Source organism: Cryobacterium sp. AP27, assembly GCF_056680495.1.
The window spans coordinates 3,425,119-3,444,637 of sequence record NZ_CM155285.1; the positions used below are offsets into that span (position 1 = coordinate 3,425,119).

Consider the following 19,519-nt stretch of genomic DNA (forward strand, 5'->3'; position numbering starts at 1 on the left):
AACCGGTACAGCACCTTAACTAAACCGGTTAAGACATGGAAAGTCAAGGATTCCTCGGGTCGAAGTCGATGCGGTCCCAGCCGCCTGTCGGCGGAGAAGCCGCCAGCACGACGGCGTTGGGTGGCAATACCTCGAGGTGCCCGCGGGTCAGGGCACAGACACCGGCTCGCGCGGGTAGGCGATCGCTGGCCCGATCGCCGCGATACCCACCCGGGCGCCGACCACGGCGTGTGGCGCACCGCGCTGGCTGACTCGGATGGTTCCGCCGGGCCCCGCGTGGGGTTCTGCTCCCTCGAGGCGGATGGTGAGTAGCACCTCGGAGCCGAAGAACTCGACCGCCTCGACCCGTCCCGCGCATCCGGCGGACTCTGCCGAGCCGACCTCGAGCTGCTCCGGGCGAAACATGATCGACGCGTCGCCGCGAACCGGTCCGGGGACGACCGGCACCGCACCCAGGGCGCAGCGGGCGAGGTTGCCGTCGACTGTGGCGTCGAGCACGATTGCATCACCGAGGAACCGCGCGGTGAAGAGATCGACCGGCCGTTCGTAGAGCTCGCGAGGCGCGCCCACCTGGGTCAGCCGGCCCTCCCGGAGCACCGCCAGCTGGTCGGCGAAGGAAAGCGCCTCCGCCTGGTCGTGCGTGACGAGCACGGTCGTAATGCCCTCCCGCGCGAGCGTCTCGGAGACGACGTCGCGCGTGGCCGCGCGCAGCCCGGCATCGAGCGCGGAGAAGGGTTCGTCGAGAAGCATGACCTTCGGCCGCCGGGCGAGCGCCCGGGCCAGCGCGACGCGCTGTTGCTGCCCGCCGGAGAGCTCGTCGGGTCGGCGCGGGGCGAAACTCGCCGCGAGCGACACCATGTCCAGAAGCTTCGCCACGGCGTCCGCCCGCGCCCCACTCTTGCGCCGGCCCAGCCCGAACGCAATGTTCTCTCCGACGGTGAGGTGCGGGAACAGCGCACCATCCTGGGCAACGACACCAATTCCCCGCTGGTGGGCCGGGACCGCGGTTCCCCCGCCGGCCACCCGGCGGTCGCTGACCGTGATGGTGCCGGCATCCGGAAAGTCGAAGCCACTGATCAGCCTGAGCAGCGTGGTCTTGCCCGAGCCCGACGCACCAACGACAACGGTTCGACTGCCCTCCGGCACCGACAGCTCGATCTCGCGCAGCACCGGCGTCAGGAAGCTCTTGCTGACACCGTGCAGTTCAATCGCGCTCACGGAGCGCTCACCAGTCGCGACTTCGCGAAGAGCAGGTAGGTCACCGGCATCGAGAGGGCGATCATGAGCATGGCGTAGGGAGCGGCGCCGGCATAGTTGATGTCATTCACCTGTGACCAGAATTGGATGGCGAGCGTGCGCGTGCCATTGGGAGCGAGCAGCAGGGTCGCCGTGAGTTCGTTCACGATCCCGAGGAAGACGAGGGCGCCACCGGCGAGGGCCGACGGCGCGATGAACCGAGTGGTGACGGCCAGGAACGCGGCCGTCGGCGGACGGCCGAGGGAGCGGGCCGCCTCCTCGAGCCCGGGAGGCACCTGGGCGAGGCCCGCGCGAAGATTCACCAACGCCCGGGGGAGAAACATGAGCAGGTAGGCCACGATTACGAGCACCGCCGTTTGATAGAGGGGTTGGACCAGGCGGATGCTGACGGTCACGAGCGCGAGCGCGGTCACGATACCGGGCAGCGAGCTGGTGACGTAGTTGATCGATTCGAGGGCCCGGGCCATCCGACTCGGAAAGCGGATGGCGAGGAAGGCGATCGGGAACGCGAGGGCGCATGTGACGGCCGCGCCGATTACTCCGTAGAGCACGGTCTGCGCGAGCGACGAGGCCACGACGCCGTCGGCCCAGGCGGCCGTGCCGCCGGCAACCAGCCAACGCAGCACGCTCCAAAACGGTACTCCGATCGACAACACAAAAACTCCGGCGAGGAAGGCCCAGGCGACCGGGGTGAGCGCGCCGAGCGGTCGTCGTCGGGCTGCCCTGGACACGCCGGATCCGATTCGCGCGTAGCGGGCGCGCCCGCGGCCGGCCGACTCGCCGACGAGCAGGAACAGGCAGCAGAGCACGAGCACGCCGGCCAGGGCGGTCGCGGCGGGACCGTTGAACGTGGAGCGGTACTGGTCGACGATGGCCGTCGTGAACGTGTCGAACCGGATCATCGCGAAGGCGCCGTATTCGGAAAGAAGGTGCATCCCCACGAGTAGGGAACCGCCCAGGAGCGGGAGCCGCAGCTGCGGGAGCACAACGCGGAAGAAGACCCGCCACGGGCCGGTGCCGAGCGCCGAGGCCGCCTCTTCAACGGTGTAATCGAGGCGACGGAGGGCTGCGGCACACGGCAGGTAGACGAGCGGAAAGTAGGAGAGGCTCGCGATAAGCACACCGGACCAGAGTCCGTGGAGGGAGGGAATGGCGCTGACCCAGCCGTAGCTGTTGACGAAGGCCGGCACGGCGAGCGGAGCGGCCAGGAGCACCGCGAAGACCCGGGCGCCGGGAATGCTGGTGCGCTCGACCAGCCACGCCGCGAGAACGCCGACGACGGCGCAGATCGGGACCGTGACAACGACGAGGCCAATCGTGTTCACCAGCAGCTCCGCCACCCGCGGTCGGAAGACGAGGGCAGAGAGCTCCGTCCAGCCGGTCAGCACACCGGTAACGACGACGTAGCCCAGCGGTACCAGACCGAGCAATGACACGCCGACGGCGAACAGGACGATCGCGGGCGGAGGACGGCGCTTCGGGGCGCTCCCAGAAGTGCTCGGTCCCGTCGCGCCCCTGCCTCGGCCGCGCGCCAAACCTCCCGCAGGCTGCTGCGGGAGGTTCGGCGCCGAATTCACGGACGAGGGGGCTGGAGGCACTGGGCTCACCTAGAGGAGGCCGACCTCGGTCATCAGGTCGGTGACCTTGGTGCTGTTCAGCTTGGACGGGTCCACCTCGGGCGCGTCCAGTTCGTCGAGCGGTACGAGCTTCGGGTTGGCATCCGTCTCGCTCCCGATCGGGTATTCGAAGGAAGTGCCGGTCTGCAGAATTTCCTGGCCCGCCTTGCCGGTGATGAAGGCGAGGAATGCCTGTGCGGCCGTGGGGTTCTCGCTGGTGGACAGGACGCCGCCGCCGGACAGGCTCACGAATGCGCCGGGATCCTGGTTTTTGAAGTAGTGCATCTGCGTGTTCGAGCTGTTCTCGCCCGTTCCTGCCTGGTCGCCGAACCAGTAGTAGTGGTAAATCAGTCCGCCCGGGATCTCGCCCGCGTTGACGGCCTTCATGACCGTGCTGTTGCCCTTGTACGCGACGGCATTCTCTTTGAGAGCGGCCAGCCAGGACTTCGTCGCGTCCTCGCCCTTGAGCTCGAGAAGAGCGCTGACGATGGCCTGGAAGTCGGCGCCGGACGGCGATACGGCCCAGCGATCCTTCCAGCTCGGGTCGGCGAGGTCGAGGAGGGACGCGGGTAATTCGTCCTCGCTGAGGAGCTCGGGGTTGTACGCGAAGACGGTTGACCGGGCCGCGATTCCGGTCCAGTTTCCCGTGGACGGACGGAACTGTTCCGGCACGTTCTCGAGGGTGGCGGGGGCGACCGGGGCCAGCATCTCAGCGTTGTCGACGAGGCTCATCGCCGGTGAGTTCTCGGTGAGGAAGACATCGGCGGGAGAGGCGGCCCCCTCCTGCACGATCTGGTTGCCGAGCTCCGAGTCGTCGCCGTTACGCAGGACGACCGTCACACCGGTTTCCTTGGTGAATTCGTCGGCCCAGGCCTGTGTCAGCTCTTCGTGCTGCGCGTTGTAGACCGTGATCGACCCCGCCGGTTTGCCGCCGTCGGTGGCCGGAGAGTCGGACGGATCGCCGGCGCTGCAGGCACTCGTGCCGAGTATCGTCGCGATTCCCACGGCGGCGATCATGGTCCATTTGCGAGTCAGTGTCATAGCGGGTTATGTGTCCTTCTGGTGCTCTTCAGGGGAATTCAATTCTTTAGGTAAGCCTAGCCTAAAGATATTGAGTGAATAGGCGAGGAGACGTGAATCGGCGACGTTCCACGCTCTGCCGCACGAGGCAGCCGCATGGTGCCGTAGCTTAGTGACCATGGGGCACTTGGATCGGGCCGTCGGTGTCGTCATCGGCGTGACAGCGCTATGTGGGGCGTTTCTGCTCTGGTTCGCGGGCGCTTCAGGGGCGCTCACCCCCGCCCAGGAACCAACCGAGGGTTTCGTCGTGGGCGTATGGACGGTGTTGTACAACGCCCAGGCGCCACCGCTGCGAGCCATCCTGGTGGCGATCGCCGTGGGGCTGTTCCTCGCCGCAGGGCTAGCGTTGATCGAACGTCGCGTGTCGAGAAGATCGCGCCGATCGAGGGATGCGCAGCACTATCCGCTGGCCGCGAAACTCGTGATGGAGCAAACGCGAGGCATCTTTGCCGGTCCCGTGACCCTGACCGTACTGATTCCCGCGTACAACGAAGAGGACCTGTTGGCAGGGACGCTTGCTTCGCTCCGCGACCAGTCCCGCCGACCAGACCGGGTGATTGTCGTCGCCGATAATTGCACCGACTCAACTGCGGCGATCGCCAGGCAACGCGGGGTTGAGGTCATCCAATCCCAGAGGAACACCAAAAGGAAGGCTGGAGCCCTGAATCAGGCGCTCACGGCGGTTCTTCCCGGGCAGGGCGACAGCGACCTCGTGATGGTCATGGATGCCGACACGACGCTCGACGACGGATTCCTCGAGGCGGCCGTCACGCGCTTCACTGACGATCGGGCACTCATGGCGGTCGGGGGACTGTTCTATGGCGAAGAGCGATTCGGATTGCTCGGACAATTCCAGCGCAACGAGTACATTCGCTACGCCAGGGAGATGAAGCGTCGACGAGGCCGGGTCTTCGTGCTGACGGGGACGGCATCCATCTTCCGGCCCGCCGCTTTGCGCGCCGTAGCCGGGAATCGAGGTGTCACGATTCCCGGGACCCCCGGAGACGTATACGATACCGCCGCGTTGACTGAAGACAACGAAATCACCATTGCGCTGAAGTCGCTGGGCGCCCTCATCGTTTCTCCCACGGACTGCACGGTCGTCACGGAGCTGATGCCTACGGCACGCGCACTGTGGCGGCAGCGACTGCGCTGGCAACGCGGAGCGCTGGAGAACATCGGCGCATACGGCATGACGCCCGCAACACTGCGCTATTGGGCCCAGCAACTGGGACTCGGCTATGGTGTGATCGCGCTGGGCGCCTTCGCGCTGCTCATGCTGCTCATGTTCGTGTCGATGGACACGTGGGTCTGGTTTCCCTTCTGGCTGGGTCTTGGCTCCGTTTTCGTGGTTGAGCGCGTTTTCACGGTTTGGAAAGGCGGATGGCGAGCGCGCGCGCTCGCCATCCTGATCGTGCCGGAACTGGTGTACGATCTCTTCCTGAACGCGGTGCATGTCAAGGGCACCATCGATATCACCTTCGGTAAGAAGGCGGACTGGGGCCGTGCGCCGGAATGATTAGGGCGATGACGATCGGGGGAGCGTGATGAATGACTAGCGGACTGGCCCAGGTGTTCTCCGCCGGAGTTCTGTTTCCCGCGTCCTTCCTTCAATCAGACTTCTTTGTCACCCTCTCGGTCTTCGTCGCGATCAACACGCTCGCCTATTTTGCACTGGCTGTAGCGAAGATCCTGCCCAAGGTGTATCTCGTGGACTGGATCAGGGGAGCCAACCGTCGATCCGAGACTCGGAGCATTCGTCCAAACGCTCCGATCAGCGGAGAGGTTGAGGAACATGTGGAACGTCGCGATGACGATGACGATGACGTCGACGTCGTTCGCAATCACGGGCAACACGTCGCGCTCTGACGGTCTCTGATCAGACGAATGATCCTGCTGAAGCGCGCTATCGCCGGTTCGGCGGTCGATGCTCGGCGCTCCATGCTCTGGATTCTCTGGAAAAGGGCATAAAAAAGGCCACGTCCCTGTGTTTCCAAGGGAGTGGCTGTGGTGGCCCCGACCGGCGTCGATCCGGTGACCTTTCGATTTTCAGTCGAACGCTCTACCAACTGAGCTACAGGGCCAGAAGGTGTCGTAAACGATGCCTTCTCAAACAAAAACCCTCTCTCTCGAAAGGGTCCTTGCTTTTGCGACCCTGACCGGACTTGAACCGGCGACCTCCGCCGTGACAGGGCGGCGCGCTAACCAACTGCGCTACAGGGCCTTACTGGTGAAACTGTTACTGCTATCAAACTGAACTGCTGTAAATGTACCTGCTGCAATACTATTCTATTTTTCTTGCCTTCACTTACGTGACCCCAACGGGATTCGAACCCGTGTTAACGCCGTGAAAGGGCGCCGTCCTAGGCCACTAAACGATGGGGCCGTGTGTCACAGCGTGCATGACCAACGAGAGGTAAGCATACGGTCAAAAACGGAAATGCCCAAATCGAGTGCGAAGATTGGTGCATCGCCACGGATGCGCCGCACGCCTCGCCCGAAAATGACCGCCGTTCTGGGGGTTTATTCGGCTAGGTTCACAGCGATCGCTGGGTAATACTTGTCTGCTTTGTTACTGTGAACAAAGTTAACACCGTGATCACTGTGATAAATGTGACTAATGAGCGCCCGATCGGGGAATGATGAATCGCACGACAACCGTGATCGGCCGTGAGCTGGTGGGCGCCTGGCGGCACCTGACCCAGAATCGTGGCCCCGCCCGTCGTCGTGTCCTGACGGTCGCCAGCGTCGCAGCCACGCTGGCCTTGGTCGTGACCCTGGTCAGCCCGGCCGGTGCCGCCCGGGCTCTGGACTATCCCAGCTGGCAAGACCTGCAGAACGCGAAGTCCAACACCGCGGCCGCCGCGGCGCAGGTCACTCGAATTCAGGAACTGCTCGTCGGTCTGCAGACGCAGGTCGAAACGACGCAGGCCGAAGCAGACGCCCGCGTCGCAGCACTCGAAGAGGCCCAACAGAAATTTGACGACGCGACCCGTCGCGCCAGCGACCTCCAGGAGCAGGCGGATGCGAGCAAGGCGACAGCGGATGCCGCCACGCGCCAGGCCGGTCAGCTCGCCGCCCAGCTCTACCGCACCGGTGGAACCGACCTGAGCGTGAACCTGTTCATGGAAGGCAGCGCCGGCGGAGAACCCGACGCCCTGCTCTCCAAGCTCGGCAACATGAGCAAACTCGTCGAGCGCAGCACCGACATCTACGACGTGGCGCAAGCCGCCAACAACAGTGCGCAGGCGCTCGGTGACCAGGCCAAGATCGCCCAGACCGAACGCGAAACCCTCCGCGTGGCCGCGGAAGCAGCTCTCAAGGCCGCACAGGCCGCGGCCGACGCCGCCGCCGCCGCTCTCGTGGAGTCGCAGGAAAAGAGCGTTGAACTCGACTCGCAGCTCGCCTTCATGCGCGACGCAGAGGCCACGACATCCGCCGCGTACGAAGCCGGCGTGGTCGAGCGGGCCCGTCTCGAAGCGATCCGGGTGGCCGAGGTCGCGCGCCAGGCCGCAGCGGCACGTGCCGCAGCCGCAGCACGCGCCGCGGCAGCCGCCGCCGCCGCGCAGAGTTCCGCCGGATCCAGTGGATCGAGTAGCTCGGGTGGATCGGGTGGATCCGTCGGCACGTCCGGATGGGGAGTGCCGGCCAGTGGCCGCGTCACCGGCGGCTACGGATCCCGCACGTCGCTGTGCAGCAGCGGCGGCGGATACTGCAGCGGCTCCTTCCACTACGGCACCGACATCGGAACGGGATGCAGCGCCCCCATTTACGCCGCACACTCCGGCACGGTCACCTGGGCCGGTCGGCTCGGCACGTACGGCAACTTTGTGAAAATCGACCACGGCGGCGGAGTGTCCACGGGCTACGCGCACATCCGCGACGGCGGGATCTACGTTCGAGCCGGCCAGAGCGTGTCGGTCGGGCAGAACATCGCGAGTTCCGGTAACACGGGCGCCTCGACCGCCTGCCACCTGCACTTTGAGGTGTGGACCAACGGGAACCGCATCAACGCCGTGCCGTTCATGGCCAACAGGGGAGCTTCACTTGGTTACTAGCAATACACGTTCTCGCACACGTGGGGGACCCAATCGGCTGCTCTCGGCCGTGACCATCGGACTCGTCGGAGCGGTGGGGGTGTCGGGGGGCCTTGTCGCCCCGGCCGCGTTCGCCAACCCCGGCTACCCGAGCTGGGACGACGTGCAGAAGGCCAAGGAGAACGAGGCCACCAAACTCGACCAGATCGAGACAATCAGCGGTCTGCTGGGCACCCTGCGGGAAAAAGCCGAGAACTCGGCCACATCGTCGCAGATGGCCGCGGAGGCCTACCGGGTGACGCTCGACGCGCTCGACGCGGCAACCGCACGGGAAGCGAGCCTCAGCAGGCAGGCGTCCGCTGCTGAGGATTCCGCCGCTACCTCCAGGATGCGCGCCGGCCTCATCGCCGCGCATCTCAGCAAGGCCGGCGCCGGCGGACTGTCACTCAATCTGTTCCTCAACGGCAACACCGCCGACGACCTGTTACACCAGCTCGGTAGCGCGAGCAAGCTCAGCGAACAGTCGCAGGCGATTTACAGCCAGGCGCTCCAGGACAAGAACACGGCCGAGTCGTTGGGCGCGCAGGCGGCGTCTGCGAGCACCGAGCGCGCACGCCTCACCGAGGAATCCAAGACCACATTCGACGCCGCCAACCGGGCAGCGACCGAAACGCAGACCGCGTTCGACGTGCAGCAGAAGAAGTCGAGCGAGCTCTTCGAACAGCTCGCCCTGCTCAAAGACACGACGGCCGAGGAAGAACGCAGCTACCAGGCCGGCGTGGATGCCGCTGCTACTGCCAGGGCGTTCGCCGCGGCTCAGGCATCGGCGGCGCGCATCGCGGCCAAGGAAGCCCCCAGGACAGCACCCAAGGCGCCCGCTGCGGCGCCGGCAGCTGCCGCCCCGGTCGCGGTTCCGGTCGCCCCGCCCGCCGCCCCCGTCGCGGCCCCGGTTGCCCCCGTGGCGGCTCCGGTCGCCGCTCCGGTGGCGGCTCCGGTGGCGGCTCCGGTGGCGGCTCCGGTAGCGGCTCCGCTAGCGGCTCCGGTGGCGGCGCCGCCACCCGCGGAATCCGCCAGCGCCTCCGTCGGAACCCCGATTCGCATCCCCAACGCGACGGCCGTCAACACCGCCATTTCGTTCGCCAGGGCGCAGCTCGGCGACCGGTACGTGCTCGGCGGTTCCGGACCCGACGTGTGGGACTGCTCGGGTCTCACCAAGGCAGCGTATTCCGCGGCCGGCATCTACGTCGGGTCGCATTCCGCGACGAACCAGTACAACACCATGTCGTCGCAGGGAAAGCTCGTGTCGTTCTCAAAGGCGACCGTTGGCGACCTGGTGTTCTGGGGCAGCCCCGGAAACTACTACCACGTGGCCATTTATATGGGTGGGGGGCAGATTCTGGAGGCACCGAACCCGTCGTCGCCGGTGCGGATCCACAGTATTTGGTCGATCAGCCAGGTCGCGCCGTACGTGGGCCGCCCGGCCTGACGCACAACACAGAACGGCCCCGAGCGAGTGCTCGGGGCCGTTCTGTGTTGCGGACCGTGCAGCGGGCTAGTGGCCCTCTGCGGCAAGCTTGGTAATGCCGTCACGCACGATCTGCTCGGCTTCAGTGGCGTCACCCCAACCCTCGGTCTTCACCCATTTGCCGGGCTCGAGGTCCTTGTAATGCTCGAAGAAGTGCTCGATCTCCTTACGGGTGTACTCGGGAATGTCGAGCACGTCCTGAATGTGGCTCCAGCGCGGGTCGCCGGCGGGAACGGCGATGACCTTGGCGTCTGAGCCGCCGTCATCCGTCATATTGAAGACGGCGACCGGGCGAACCGAAACGCCGACGCCGGGGAACAGCGGGTAATCGAGCAGCACGAGAACGTCGACGGGGTCGCCGTCGAGTCCGAGTGTGTTCTCGAAGTACCCGTAGTCGGTGGGGTACATGAAGCTGGTGTACAGAACTCGGTCGAGGTAGACCCGTCCGGTCTTGTGATCGACCTCGTACTTGTTGCGGCTCCCGCGGGGGATTTCGATGACTGCGTCGTATTCGGCCATGGCCTTTTTTCTCCCTTGATCTAAGTCTGCCGCTAACGTTACTGGATGCAGTCTGAACGCCGCCGCCGTCTCACCCCGGCCATTGCGGATGTGCGCCGCGCCGTGCGCGACGTTCTTCGCGCCGAGCCCACCCCCGAATTCGTGCTCGTGGGACTCAGCGGGGGAGCGGATTCCCTCGCCCTCGCCGCGGCAACGGCCTTCGAAGCGCGCCGCGCCGGGGTGCGTGCCGGCGCCGTTGTCATCGACCATCGCCTGCAGCCCGGGTCAGCGGATGTCGCCGCAGCGGCGGCCGAGCAGGCCGACCGGTTGGGTCTCACTCCCGTGCTCGTGCTCACGGTGCATGTTGGCTCCGGCGGCGGTCCGGAGGCCGCCGCCCGGACGGCGCGTTATGCCGCCTTCGAGCGCGCCCTCGCCGAGACCGGGGCGAGCGCCCTACTTCTCGGCCACACCCTCGACGACCAGGCCGAGACGGTGCTGCTCGGGCTCGCTCGCGGGTCCGGCCCGACGAGCCTGCGGGGCATGAGCGCTCGCAACGGTCCCTACCTGCGGCCGATCCTCGGTATCCGACGGGAACAGACCCACCGGTTTTGCGTCGACAGTGGCCTCACGCCCTGGCACGACCCGCAAAACGACGACGCGCACTATGCCCGGGTGCGCGTGCGGCAGACCGTGCTGCCCATGCTCGAGAACGAACTCGGTCCCGGAATCAGTGAGGCGCTCGTGCGCACCGCCGACGCGTTGCGCGAGGACTCCGACGCGCTTGACGAACTCGCGCGCGGGGTGCTGCGTGCCACGTGGTCCGGCACCGCACGCGGCGGTCAGATCCCGGTCGACGACCTCGCAGCGCCCTCGGCGGCCGTGCGGCAGCGGGTGATTCGATTCGCGGCAGAGCAGAACTTCGGGGCGCTGCTCTCCCGCACTCACACCCTCGCCGTGGCCCGCCTGGTGACCGATTGGCGCGGACAGGAGGCTCTCAACCTGCCAGGCATTAGAGTTGAACGGCAGGACGGTGTGCTGACATTCACCGTTCTGGACACACACCCCAGTAAAGGACTGCCCCGCTCTTATGGAAACTCGCGACATTGACGGCGACCTCACCGAAATTCTGATCAGCGAAGAGCAGATCCACAGCCGTCTCGCGGAGATGTCCCGGCAAATCGAGACGGACTACGCCGGCAAGGACCTGCTGCTCGTGGGCGTGCTCAAGGGAGCCGTCATGGTGATGGCAGACCTCGCCCGCGAACTGCACCACCCCATCGCGATGGACTGGATGGCGGTCAGCTCGTACGGTTCCGGCACCACCTCGAGCGGCGTCGTGCGCATTCTCAAAGACCTCGACACCGACCTCACCGGCCGGCACGTGCTCATCGTCGAAGACATCATCGACTCCGGCCTGACCCTGTCGTGGCTGCTCGCCAACCTGAATTCGCGCGGGCCGGCATCCGTCGAGATCTGCGCCCTGTTGCGCAAGCCTGACGCCGCACGGGTCGACATCGACGTGAAGTATGCCGGTTTCGACATCCCGAACCAGTTCGTGGTCGGCTACGGCCTCGACTACGACGAAAAGTATCGCAATCTGCGTTCCGTGGGCGTGCTCGCCCCGCACGTCTACGCGCCGACCAGCGACTCAGCCACGGCCTGATCCGGCCCCGGGAGTGGGATACGCCCCCTGGTTGTTTTCCTTGAGGCGAACACACACCGTTCCCCCAGTGCGGGCACGCTAACTTAGGAGCACTATGAACGTCAAGAAGCTGCTTCGCGGTCCCATTCTCTATGTCGTGCTCGCCGTCATCGCCGTCTGGGTGGGGTCGAGCCTGATCACCATGTCCGGCTTCCGTGAGATCACCACCCAGCAGGGGCTGGAGTTCCTGAAGAACGGGCAGGTGGCCGAGGCCACGATCGTCGACGGCGAACAGCGCGTGGACCTGACCCTCTCCAAGGCGTCCGGTGATCTCGGCACCCAGGTGCAGTTCAACTACGTCTCCCAGCGTGGAGAAGAAGTCATCACGGCCGTCAGCAACGCGAACCCGAAGAACGGCTTCACCGACGAGGTGCCGCAGCCCAACTGGCTGCTCTCCGTACTGGGTTTCCTGCTGCCCGTGCTCCTGATCGGCGCGTTCTTCTGGCTCATGCTGTCTGGCATGCAGGGCGGCGGCAACAAGGTGATGCAGTTCGGCAAGTCGAAGGCAAAACTTGTCTCCAAAGAGAGCCCGCAGGTGACGTTCGCTGACGTGGCCGGCGCCAACGAGGCCATCGAAGAGCTCGAAGAGATCAAGGAATTCCTCAAAGAGCCGGCCAAATTCCAGGCCGTCGGCGCGCGCATTCCCAAGGGTGTACTGCTCTACGGCCCCCCTGGCACCGGCAAAACCCTGCTGGCCCGCGCCGTCGCCGGCGAGGCAAACGTTCCGTTCTACGCGATTTCCGGATCGGACTTCGTGGAGATGTTCGTGGGCGTCGGCGCCAGCCGCGTGCGCGACCTGTTCCAGCAGGCGAAGGAGAACGCCCCGGCCATCATCTTCATCGATGAGATCGATGCCGTCGGCCGCCACCGCGGTGCCGGCATGGGTGGCGGGCACGACGAACGCGAGCAGACCCTCAACCAGCTGCTCGTCGAGATGGACGGCTTCGACGTGAAGGCGAACGTCATCCTGATCGCCGCCACCAACCGTCCGGACATTCTCGACCCCGCGCTGCTGCGCCCGGGCCGGTTCGACCGTCAGATCGGCGTCGACGCCCCCGACATGCTCGGACGCAAGCGCATCCTCGAGGTGCACTCGAAGGGCAAACCGATGGCGCCCGGTGTCGACCTGGAGGTTCTCGCCCGGAAGACCCCAGGGTTCACCGGTGCCGACCTCGCCAACGTGCTCAACGAAGCCGCGCTGCTGACCGCTCGCTCCAATGCGCAGCTGATCGACAACCGTGCCCTCGACGAGGCCGTCGACCGCGTCATGGCCGGACCGCAGCGTCGGTCCCGTGTGATGCGCGCCCAGGAGAAGCTCATCACGGCGTACCACGAGGGTGGACACGCTCTCGTCGCCACGGCGATGCGCAACACCGACCCGGTGACGAAGATCACGATCCTGCCCCGCGGGCGCGCCCTCGGCTACACGATGGTCATGCCGCTCGAAGACCGTTACTCCGTGACGCGCAACGAACTTCTCGATCAGCTTGCCTACGCCATGGGCGGCCGGGTGGCCGAGGAGATTATCTTCCACGACCCGACCACGGGCGCCTCAAACGACATCGAAAAGGCGACATCGACCGCTCGCAAGATGGTCACCGAGTTCGGTATGAGCGCAACCGTGGGGCCGCTCAAACTGGGTCAGGGGTCCGGCGAGGTTTTCCTCGGCCGTGACATGGGCCATCAGCGCGACTACTCGGAGAGCGTCGCCGAACAGGTCGACAGCGAGGTGCGTCAGCTGCTCGAAGACGCCCATGACGAGGCCTACGAGGTGCTGATTCGTAACCGAGGCATCCTCGACGAGCTCGCCGCGGCGCTGCTCGAGCATGAAACGCTCGACCAGCATGCTCTCGCCGAGATCTTCACGAACGTGGAGAAGTTGCCGCCGCGTGCGCAGTGGCTCTCCAGCGACAAGCGCCCGGTCTCTGACCTGCCTCCCATCGAGATGCCGGCACCGAAGGCGCCCATCGATGAGGGCGTCGTCGACGGTGGCGTCTCCAGCGACGACCCGGCCACCGCCAAGCCGAAGCGCACACCCAACCGCAACCCGCGCCCCGCAACCGCGTAGGTCGACGTGGGGGTCGATAAGGCGCGCATCCAGGCGGCGGTCTCGGAGATTCTGGCCGCGATCGGGGAGGACCCCGATCGCGACGGCCTCGAGTCGACTCCCACCCGGGTGGCGGATGCCTACGCCGAGTTTTTCGGCGGCATCGGCACGGATCCGCTTGACCACCTGCGTGACTTTCTGCCGGTGGGCCCGCACACCGGGGAGCTGGTGCTGTTGCGGGACGTGTCGTTCCGATCCACCTGCGAGCACCACCTGCTTCCGTTCCTCGGGACGGCACACATCGCGTACCTGCCGCGGGAACGCGTCGTCGGGCTGGGCCGTCTGCCCGCGGTTGTCGAGACGATCGCGGCCCGCCCGCAGCTGCAGGAACGCCTGACCGAGGAGATCGTCGAGGCGCTGCAGGAGAGCCTTGACCCCCTCGGGGTTCTCGTGGTGCTCGACGCGGTGCACGGCTGCGTCGGTACGCGCGGCCCCCGCCAGACCCGCAGTTCCACGGTCACCCTGGCCAGCCGCGGCACGCTGTCGTCCCCGGCAGCGCGGGCCGAGATCATCGCCCTGATCGCGGCCGGATCATGACGCTCGTGATGGGGGTGCTCAACGTCACGCCCGACTCGTTCAGTGACGGCGGGCGGTGGGCCTCCACGGATGCCGCGATCGAGCACGGCCTCGAACTCGCCGCGCAGGGAGCCGACCTGGTCGATGTCGGTGGGGAATCCACCCGTCCCGGAGCCACCCGTGTGGCGCCGGCGGATGAACGGGCACGGGTGATCCCAGTGATCACCGCGCTCGCGCAAAGCGGTGTGCGCATCAGCGTGGACACCCTCAACGCGGGCACCGCCGAGGCGGCCGTTGCCGCCGGCGCCGAGATCATCAACGACGTCTCCGGTGGCCTCGCAGACCCGCTCATGGCCGGCGTTGCAGCCCGCAGCGAGCGCATCTACGTGGCCATGCACTGGCGTGGTCACGCGCAGGAGATGGGCGCTCGGGCGCAGTACGGTGACGTGGTGACCGAGGTGCACGACGAACTCGTCACCCGCGTCGCCGAGCTCGAACGCGCCGGAATCAAACGCTCGAACCTGGTGATCGACCCGGGGCTCGGATTCGCCAAGCTGGCCGAACACGACTGGGATTTGCTCGCAAACCTGTCCGCCTTCGACGACCTGGGCCTCCCGCTGATGGTGGGGGCGTCTCGCAAGCGCTTCGTCGCGGCCGTGCTGCCGGCGCAGGCATCCGTTCTCGCCCGCGACCTGCCGACGGCCGTGATCAGCGTGCTCGCCGCGCAGGCCGGCGTGTGGGCCGTGCGAGTGCATGACGTGTCGGCGACGCGCACCGCGCTCAACGTTCTCGAGCGGGTCACGGCGGCCGTCGCGCCCGGACCCGTGGCATGAGCCACAATGGTGTGATGAGCGACTCGATCATTCTTACCGGGCTGCGCGTCAAGGCTCACCACGGCGTCTACGACTTCGAGCGCGAAAACGGCCAGGATTTCGTGATCGACGTCACCGTGTGGCTGGACCTGCGCACGGCCGCCGCGAGCGACGACGTGTCGCGCACGATCCACTACGGCGAACTCGCGAATGAGGTCACCGCGGCCGCGCAGCACAACCCGGTCGACCTTATCGAGACCGTCGCCGAGCGCATCGCCGCCGTCGTGCTGTTGCACGAGGCCGCCGAACGCGTGCAGGTGACGCTGCACAAACCACAGGCGCCGATCGAGGTGCCGTTCACGGATGTCGCGGTGCGCATCGAGCGGACGCGCGCGTGAACGCCGATACGGTGTCGCCGCTTCCCGCGTCGGCACGTGTCGTCCTGGCCCTCGGCAGCAATCTCGGTGACCGGGAGGCGACACTCGCCGCGGCGGCGCGCGACCTCGCCGACCTGGCCGGCTTCGCCCTGACCGGTATCTCACCGAACTTCGAATCGGCCGCGGTCAAACCCGACGGGGTCGACGACAGCTCGCCCCGCTACCTCAACTCCGTGGTGACGGGCCGGTATGCGGGGGCGGGACTCGACCTGCTCGCCGCCGTGAACACCATTGAGGCGTGCCACGGACGCGTACGCGCCGAACGGTGGGGCGATCGCACGCTTGACATCGACATCATCGTCGTTGACGACCTCGAACTCGACACCCCGCGCCTCACCTTGCCGCACCCCCGGGCCTGGGAGCGTGACTTCGTGCTCGCGCCGTGGCTTCACCTCGACGCGGATGCCGTCATCCCGGGCCGCGGACTCGTGCGCGACCTGCTCGCCGCTACCGAAAACACTGTCGTGGGCGCCCCCGAGACGGGTGCGGCGCGATGAAGCGCACGCACGCATCGCCGCTCATCGGGCTTGGACTGCTGGGACTCGTTGTCGGTTTCCTGGTGGAGATCGGAGCCGCGGCTTCCGGTTCGGCCATGATCGTGCCGCCTGTGAGCCTGCCGCTCACCCTCGCGGCCATGGCCGCGATTGTGGTGGGCCTGGCCTGGCGGGTGCGCCGGTCGATCAGGCGCCGCGGCACCAGGCGGATGGACCCGTTCTGGGCCATGCGGGTGGCCGTGCTCTCGAAGGCCTCGAGTCTGAGCGGAGCGCTGCTGCTCGGCATGGCGGTGGGCGTGGTCACGTACATTCTCACCCGCACGGTCGTCGCGGCGCTACCATCGTTCTGGCTCACGATCGCTGCGGCGATCGGTGCCCTTCTGTTGCTGGTGGGAGGCCTCGTCGCCGAGTTTTTCTGCACATTGCCCCCCGACGACGACGAGAAAGCCGCAGATAAACCGAGTGGAGATGTTCCGGGTGCCCAACGAGTCTGAACCGAACCTTTCCGTGCGACTCGACCTGCCAGAGGTGCGGGAGTGGCAGAGAGTGGCGCCGCGCTACGTGGTGGTGGAGATCGTGGGGAGTATCCTCTTCGGCCTCGTGCTCTGCGGCGCGGCCACAGTGGTGTGGATCCTTACAGACCAGATCTGGGCTCTGTACGTGGGGCTGGCCATCGCGGTCATCACGATCGTGATCGTCGCGTTCGAGCCACGCCGCGTGCGTTCCATCGGGTACCAACTGCGCGACGACGACCTGCTGTTTCGACGCGGGATCATGTTCCAGCGTTTCGTCGCCGTTCCCTATGGGCGCATGCAGCTCGTGGACATCACCCGTGGGCCCGTTGCGCGTTGGCTCGGACTGGCAGACCTCAAATTTGTCACCGCCGCCGCCACCACGGGGGTCGCCATCCCCGGACTCGAGGAGGCCGACGCGGAGCGACTGCGTGATCTTCTCGTGCAACTCGCCGAAAGTCGCCGGGCCGGACTGTGACCGCCGACGAGTCATCGCCAGACGCGTCGGAACCTGCCCCGACCGAACTCGGTGTGGCGCTCGCACTGCCCGGGGTCACCGACGGCCAGTGGCACCGGCTGCACCCGGCCACCCCGCTGCTGCGCGGCGGATTTTTTGTCGTGGCCGTTCTCGGCTTCGTGATCGCGAACCTGAGGGAACGCGTGTTCGGCATCTTCTTCGACGAGCCGACCGACGGTAACGACCCCATCGACGTCATCGTCAGGAACGGGGTGGTGGGCTGGGCGCTACTCGGCATCGCCGTGGTGCTCATCGTCATCCTCGCAGCGTTCACGCTCTCCTGGCGGATGCACACCTTCAGAGTGACCTCGGAGGTGGTCGAGGTACGCAGCGGAGTCGTCTTCCGCAGCAGTCGCCGCGCCCGACTCGATCGCGTGCAGGGCGTCAACCTCGTGCGGCCGTTCATACCCCGCCTGTTCGGGGCGGCCCGCCTCGAGGTGAGCGTGGCCGGCCAGGACGGCAACGTGCAGCTGGCCTACCTCGGCTCATCCCTCGCCGACGGGTTACGCCACGATATTTTGCGACTCGCGTCCGGGCTGCGGCAGGCCGGCACGGCGACCGGCGCCCCGGCCAACGCCGCCGCGCCGACGCCCACAGCGGGCGCTTCGGCGACCGGCGCCCCGGGCCCGACCGGCGATCGCCACACCCTCGGCGATCTGGCCCAATCGCGAGTGAGCGAGTTTCTTGCGCCCGAACTCGATCCCGATGCCGCACCGCCCGAGTCGATCGTGCGCATCCCCCCGGGCCGACTCATCGGCTCGGTCGTCTGCAACGGGTTCACCGTGTTCGTGCTGCTGGCCATCACTGCCCTGATCATGAGCACGGTGGTCGGCGGCCCCGACTGGCTGCTGGTCGCCATCCTGCCCGGTCTCATCGGCAGCTTCGGCTACTACTACTCGCGCTTCGTCAAGTCGTTGCGCTACAGCATCGCCGCGACAGACGAGGGCGTGCGCGTCGGCTTCGGGTTGTTGTCCACCAGCAGCGAAACCCTGCCCAGCGGGCGCATTCATGCCGTGGGGGTGTCGCAGCCGTTGCTGTGGCGGCCGTTCGGCTGGTGGCAGGTGCAGATCAACAAGGCCGGGCATTCCTCCAACTCGGGTGCAGCCGGCGCGGCGAACACCGTCATCCTGCCGGTCGGCACCCTCGACGATGTGACTCGCGTGCTGGAACTACTCGTGCCGAGCTTCGCCGGCGAGCAGCAGCGCACCCTGATCGAGCGGGGCCTGCGATCACGGGGCGGCAGCGACGGTTTCGTGAACGCGCCTCGGGCGGCCGCCTGGCTGCGGCCGTTCTCCTGGCGGCGCACAGGCTACGCGGTCAGTGCGGGCGTCACCCTGTTGCGCCGGGGCGTGCTGTCCCGTGAGCTGGTGCTGGTGCCGCTCGCCCGGCTGCAAAGCGTGCGGATCTCGCAGGGTCCGCTCCAGCGTCGCCTGGGCCTCGCCACGGCCACCCTGCACACCGTGACCGGCCCGGTATCGGCGCGGCTCAGTGTCATCAACCGCGGTGAGGCCCTGCATCTGTTCGATCTCGTGTCGCGCAGCGCCATCGCGGCGGCCGAAATCGACACGAACGATCCCCACGACATCACGCCACTGACAGGACCAGCCGAATGACTCAACGACCAGGACGACTCGGCGTCGGCATCATCGGTGCCGGGCGGGTCGGCCCCATCCTCGGCGCGGCTCTCGCCGGCGCCGGCCACGCGCTGGTGGGTATCAACGCCATCTCCCAGTCGAGCCGTGATCGGGCTGAAGCGATCCTGCCGCTCGTTCCCATCCTCACGGTGCCGCAGATTGTGGAACGAAGCGAACTGGTCATTCTCGCGGTGCCGGACGCCGAGCTGGCTGGACTGGTGGCGGGTCTCGCGGCCACCAACACGTGGCGGCCCGGCCAACTCGTGCTGCACACCTCGGCCAGGTTCGGCACCGCGGTGCTCGCTCCCGCCCTCGCCGGCGGCGCCATCCCGCTGGCGATTCACCCGGCCATGGCGTTCACCGGCACGAGTCTTGATCTCACTCGGCTTACCGACAGCTACTTCGCCGTGACGGCGCCCACGCCGGTGCTGCCCATCGGGCAGGCCCTGGTCGTGGAGATGGGCGGCGAACCCATCATCGTGGCCGAGGGAGACCGGGAGAGCTACGCCGAGGCGGTGGAGACGGCCACCGCCTTCTCCACATCGATCGTGGAACAGGCCACCCGGCTGCTCGCCGACATCGGCATCGAACAGCCGGGTGCCGTCATCGGTCCGCTGGTGCGCTCCGCCATGGAGAATGCGCTTGGTCGCCTTGCTCCCGGCGCGGTCGATCTGTCGGACTTGGAGGGTCTGCCGCCGAGCCTTCTTCGTGACAGGCTTGATGACGGCCCACGCGGACCATTCGACGACCACGACCCGGAGGACGAGTGACTGTG

The 19,519-nt window shown here is 66.8% G+C and carries 19 protein-coding genes and 3 tRNA genes; 15 read left to right on the forward strand and 7 right to left on the reverse strand.

Features of this window, described 5'->3' with window-relative positions:
• Positions 1-147: 147 nt before the first annotated feature.
• The 3 genes from AC1MB9_RS16175 to AC1MB9_RS16185 form a co-directional block, all read right to left on the reverse strand.
• Positions 148-1,218: an ABC transporter ATP-binding protein gene (locus tag AC1MB9_RS16175; protein ID WP_479962932.1), complete on the reverse strand. Its 1,071-nt coding sequence runs from the start codon at positions 1,216-1,218 to the stop codon at positions 148-150.
• Positions 1,215-2,714, reverse strand: a complete 1,500-nt coding sequence (locus tag AC1MB9_RS16180; protein ID WP_479964676.1) for an ABC transporter permease — start codon at positions 2,712-2,714, stop codon at positions 1,215-1,217. The genes AC1MB9_RS16175 and AC1MB9_RS16180 overlap by 4 nt, the downstream gene beginning before the upstream one ends.
• Positions 2,715-2,864: 150 nt before the next feature.
• Positions 2,865-3,914 (reverse strand): iron ABC transporter substrate-binding protein, encoded by a 1,050-nt coding sequence (locus AC1MB9_RS16185; RefSeq protein ID WP_479962933.1) that lies wholly within the window; start codon positions 3,912-3,914, stop codon positions 2,865-2,867.
• A gap of 157 nt (positions 3,915-4,071) precedes the next feature.
• Here AC1MB9_RS16185 and AC1MB9_RS16190 point away from each other — a divergent pair, with 157 nt between their 5' ends.
• Both AC1MB9_RS16190 and AC1MB9_RS16195 read left to right on the forward strand, forming a co-directional pair.
• A complete protein-coding gene (locus AC1MB9_RS16190; RefSeq protein WP_479962934.1) occupies positions 4,072-5,472 on the forward strand; it encodes a glycosyltransferase family 2 protein in 1,401 nt (466 codons plus the stop codon).
• A 32-nt stretch (positions 5,473-5,504) separates the two neighbouring features.
• A complete protein-coding gene (locus AC1MB9_RS16195; RefSeq protein ID WP_479962935.1) occupies positions 5,505-5,822 on the forward strand; it encodes a hypothetical protein in 318 nt (105 codons plus the stop codon).
• 139 nt (positions 5,823-5,961) lie between these two features.
• Here the strand turns inward: AC1MB9_RS16195 and AC1MB9_RS16200 are convergent.
• The 3 genes from AC1MB9_RS16200 to AC1MB9_RS16210 all read right to left on the reverse strand — a co-directional run bounded on the left by AC1MB9_RS16200 (position 5,962) and on the right by AC1MB9_RS16210 (position 6,339).
• Positions 5,962-6,037 (reverse strand) — tRNA-Phe (locus AC1MB9_RS16200).
• A 66-nt stretch (positions 6,038-6,103) separates the two neighbouring features.
• Positions 6,104-6,177, reverse strand: a tRNA-Asp gene (locus tag AC1MB9_RS16205).
• An 89-nt stretch (positions 6,178-6,266) separates the two neighbouring features.
• Positions 6,267-6,339 (reverse strand) — tRNA-Glu (locus AC1MB9_RS16210).
• A gap of 253 nt (positions 6,340-6,592) precedes the next feature.
• Here AC1MB9_RS16210 and AC1MB9_RS16215 point away from each other — a divergent pair.
• Positions 6,593-8,011, forward strand: a complete 1,419-nt coding sequence (locus AC1MB9_RS16215; protein WP_479962936.1) for a peptidoglycan DD-metalloendopeptidase family protein — start codon at positions 6,593-6,595, stop codon at positions 8,009-8,011.
• 49 nt (positions 8,012-8,060) lie between these two features.
• The gene (locus AC1MB9_RS16220) at positions 8,061-9,476 is read left to right on the forward strand and encodes a C40 family peptidase (protein WP_479962937.1); all 1,416 of its coding nucleotides are present in this window, start codon (positions 8,061-8,063) and stop codon (positions 9,474-9,476) included.
• 66 nt (positions 9,477-9,542) lie between these two features.
• Here the strand turns inward: AC1MB9_RS16220 and AC1MB9_RS16225 are convergent, their stop codons facing one another.
• Entirely contained in the window at positions 9,543-10,034 is a 492-nt protein-coding gene (locus tag AC1MB9_RS16225; RefSeq protein ID WP_479962938.1) for an inorganic diphosphatase, read from the reverse strand.
• Between the two features lie 45 nt (positions 10,035-10,079).
• On the opposite strand from AC1MB9_RS16225, the gene tilS reads away from it, so the two are divergent.
• From tilS to AC1MB9_RS16280, 11 genes are all read left to right on the forward strand, one after another.
• On the forward strand, positions 10,080-11,120 hold the full coding sequence (gene tilS, locus AC1MB9_RS16230; RefSeq protein WP_479962939.1) for a tRNA lysidine(34) synthetase TilS: 1,041 nt from the start codon (positions 10,080-10,082) through the stop codon (positions 11,118-11,120).
• A complete protein-coding gene (gene hpt, locus AC1MB9_RS16235; protein ID WP_479962940.1) occupies positions 11,101-11,676 on the forward strand; it encodes a hypoxanthine phosphoribosyltransferase in 576 nt (191 codons plus the stop codon). Before tilS ends, hpt begins: the two co-directional genes overlap by 20 nt.
• Before the next feature lie 94 nt (positions 11,677-11,770).
• A complete protein-coding gene (ftsH, locus tag AC1MB9_RS16240) occupies positions 11,771-13,783 on the forward strand; it encodes an ATP-dependent zinc metalloprotease FtsH (RefSeq protein WP_479962941.1) in 2,013 nt (670 codons plus the stop codon).
• Positions 13,784-13,789: 6 nt separating this feature from the next.
• Positions 13,790-14,359, forward strand: a complete 570-nt coding sequence (folE, locus tag AC1MB9_RS16245) for a GTP cyclohydrolase I FolE (RefSeq protein WP_479962942.1) — start codon at positions 13,790-13,792, stop codon at positions 14,357-14,359.
• Positions 14,356-15,171, forward strand: a complete 816-nt coding sequence (gene folP, locus AC1MB9_RS16250; RefSeq protein WP_479962943.1) for a dihydropteroate synthase — start codon at positions 14,356-14,358, stop codon at positions 15,169-15,171. The genes folE and folP overlap by 4 nt, the downstream gene beginning before the upstream one ends.
• A gap of 14 nt (positions 15,172-15,185) precedes the next feature.
• A complete protein-coding gene (gene folB / locus AC1MB9_RS16255) occupies positions 15,186-15,548 on the forward strand; it encodes a dihydroneopterin aldolase (protein WP_479962944.1) in 363 nt (120 codons plus the stop codon).
• The gene (gene folK, locus AC1MB9_RS16260; protein WP_479962945.1) at positions 15,545-16,084 is read left to right on the forward strand and encodes a 2-amino-4-hydroxy-6-hydroxymethyldihydropteridine diphosphokinase; all 540 of its coding nucleotides are present in this window, start codon (positions 15,545-15,547) and stop codon (positions 16,082-16,084) included. The genes folB and folK overlap by 4 nt, the downstream gene beginning before the upstream one ends.
• Complete coding sequence (locus AC1MB9_RS16265; protein ID WP_479962946.1) at positions 16,081-16,575, forward strand: DUF3180 domain-containing protein; 495 nt, start codon at positions 16,081-16,083, stop codon at positions 16,573-16,575. Before folK ends, AC1MB9_RS16265 begins: the two co-directional genes overlap by 4 nt.
• A complete protein-coding gene (locus AC1MB9_RS16270) occupies positions 16,559-17,071 on the forward strand; it encodes a PH domain-containing protein (RefSeq protein ID WP_479962947.1) in 513 nt (170 codons plus the stop codon). Before AC1MB9_RS16265 ends, AC1MB9_RS16270 begins: the two co-directional genes overlap by 17 nt.
• A complete protein-coding gene (locus tag AC1MB9_RS16275; RefSeq protein WP_479962948.1) occupies positions 17,068-18,723 on the forward strand; it encodes a PH domain-containing protein in 1,656 nt (551 codons plus the stop codon). Before AC1MB9_RS16270 ends, AC1MB9_RS16275 begins: the two co-directional genes overlap by 4 nt.
• Positions 18,720-19,514 carry a Rossmann-like and DUF2520 domain-containing protein gene (locus tag AC1MB9_RS16280; RefSeq protein WP_479962949.1) on the forward strand — a complete coding sequence of 265 codons (795 nt, stop codon included), beginning with the start codon at positions 18,720-18,722 and terminating at the stop codon, positions 19,512-19,514. The genes AC1MB9_RS16275 and AC1MB9_RS16280 overlap by 4 nt, the downstream gene beginning before the upstream one ends.
• The last annotated feature ends 5 nt before the right edge of the window (positions 19,515-19,519 follow it).